Annotated in this window: 1 protein-coding gene; it reads right to left on the bottom strand. The window is 53.1% G+C overall.

Annotated features, from left to right (window positions below):
* Positions 1–156: 156 nt before the first annotated feature.
* Entirely contained in the window at positions 157–1,341 is a 1,185-nt protein-coding gene (locus tag B9Z43_RS16955; protein ID WP_233253981.1) for a hypothetical protein, read from the bottom strand.
* Between the last annotated feature and the right edge of the window lie 134 nt (positions 1,342–1,475).

Genomic DNA, 1,475 nt, shown 5'->3' with positions numbered 1-1,475 from the left:
GCTGCTGAGAGGCAAGACGGCAATTGATGTTGGCGAACAGGCCAACTTGATAGCTGTGTTGGACACGGTGATCGCTGCGACACGCAATGGTGAGCTGGATGCGCAGATCGAAAGTGCCAGCGTCAAGCTGCGTGACGGCTTCAAAAAATAACGCACTCAAGAAGTGGATGACTGGCGAGTTCGGCGACTTTGCAGCAATGCAATGTTCTGCTCCCCAGTCACCGTGCTGGCATAGTGATTGTTGATGACTTCGACGCTGGTGCGTGCATTGCGTGCAAGAGTCAGTAAGTCGATGCCTTGGCCATACAGCAAGCGGAAGGTGATGCTGGAGTGACGCAGGCTATACAAGCTGCGTTCTTGGCCGTGTGGTCCAAGCTTCAAGCCAAGCTTTGCAAGAACCCAGTTGAAGTAAAACGCCAAGACCCAATGTGCATAGTGTCGGTCACGCAGGTGTGGCAAAAACAAGTAGTCGTCCGGTGCAGCAAGCTTCTTGGCTGCATAGTGCTTTGACATCTGTTGATAGATGCGCACAGCTGGCTGTAGCGTGACAATCGGACGACCGTGGCTTTTGGTTTCTGGCAGCGTCAGGCGCAGGTAGGTGTTGTCATTGCGCACCACTTCGATGTGCCTGTGCTTCAATGTTTTGAGGTCACTTGGGCGTATGAAGCTATTGACCATAAAGCCGATCGCCCAAGCAACATCTGGGGGCATAGTGTTTTCTGAAGCACGCAGGCGATAGTTCCTTCTCAAAGCAGTGTCACTGTCTGGGTGCCGCGTGCCTTGCAACTTGCGTGCAGTGCGGATGATGCGCCAGTATTCGGTTGGCGTAAAGGCGCCTCGTGGTGTTGTTTGCACACGGATTTTTGGAAACTCTGGCAGCTTGTCCAGTGTGCCAACTGCCACAGCCAAAGTCAGCACCTTGCGCACAATGATCAGGTATTGGCTGACGGTTGTGGATGAAAAGCACTTGCTGAGGTATTGTGTGAAGGACAGCAAGGCGGCGTGATCGATGTTGGCTGGTGATTGTTGGCCCCATCTCGGCAAGATGTGTAGATCCAGTCTGTTGCGTAGGACCTTCAAGCTGCCAAGTGCAAACTCACCGCGATCAACCCTTGCTTGTTCGTTTGCAGTCATCTGCGCTGCCAATGCTGCAAATGTGTGCTGTGGCTTGACTGTTGGCGTGACGTTTAAAACGTCAATGCTTGATGGCGTCTGTTGGTGAAAACTGGCCGACAGCGCAAGCCGCTGCTCATAAAAAGTGCGTGCATAACTTTGTGCAACACGCTGGCTTTGTGTGCGTGTGCTGCTGCGGTGCGTCTTGCCTGCAATCCAGCAACGCACTTGCCAGTGACCTGCCCCCTCTGGCCGTACCAATCAATCGGAAGTAGTCCAAGGGTTCAAGGTTAATCCAAAACTTGAGGGTTGAGATTTGCAGCGGCATTGGTTTGAATCCTTTGCTGCTGCGCGAACTGAGC

It is taken from the genome of Limnohabitans sp. MMS-10A-192 (assembly GCF_003063335.1).
Taxonomy (GTDB): domain Bacteria; phylum Pseudomonadota; class Gammaproteobacteria; order Burkholderiales; family Burkholderiaceae_C; genus Limnohabitans_A.
The sequence above is the reverse complement of the archived record's forward strand: the minus strand, read 5'-3'. Positions and strand labels throughout refer to the sequence as shown.